The sequence below is a fragment of the Rugosimonospora africana genome (assembly GCF_016862975.1).
Taxonomy (GTDB): domain Bacteria; phylum Actinomycetota; class Actinomycetes; order Mycobacteriales; family Micromonosporaceae; genus Rugosimonospora; species Rugosimonospora africana.
In genome coordinates this window covers 1-629 of sequence record NZ_BONZ01000205.1, presented here as the reverse complement: position 1 = coordinate 629, position 629 = coordinate 1, and the positions used below count along the sequence as shown (strand labels likewise).

Here is a 629-nt window from a genome sequence, read left to right as displayed (position 1 = left end):
AACCCCGCCCGGTTCAGATAACCCCGCGCCAGCCCGGCACCCGCCACATACAGCTCACCCACCACACCGCACGGGACCGGCCGCAACCCCGAATCCAGAACATAAACACGCATGTTCAGAAGCGGGCGACCAACTATCGGTTCGACGCTATCGGAGATGCGCGCCTGAAGGACGTCGACCGTACATTCGGTAGGACCGAAGAGATTGTATGAGACGATTTCGTCGAGCCTGCTCAGGTCGTCCCACAGCGATTCGGTGACACTATCTCCACCGATCGTCACAACAGTCAACGGACACTCTCGAGAAAAAGTGCCTTGCGAGATCAGTTCCCGCATGTATGCCGGCGTACTCTGCAGGCAGTTGATGCCGGCAGCCCTGATGTAAGCGGCCAGCTTTTCAGGATCACGCCGCGTGTCGTCCCCGATGACATGTAGTTCTTCGCCGTAGATCATCCACAGCAGGGAATCCCAAGACGCATCGAAGGAGAAGGATGCATTGAGTGCGACTCGCAGCCGACGCCCACCAAGGCTCTTTACGGCAGACTCGAAGAACTCGCCACTGTGGCTATGGAACAAATTGCTTATCGATGCGTGCGACACCACCACGCCTTTGGGGGTTCCGGTGGAGCC

At 58.3% G+C, this 629-nt stretch carries 1 protein-coding gene; it reads right to left on the bottom strand.

Features of this window, described 5'->3' with window-relative positions; translation table 11 throughout:
• A partial coding sequence (locus Raf01_RS49240) for an AMP-binding protein (protein WP_203925090.1) occupies positions 1–629 on the bottom strand: 629 nt, incomplete at both ends.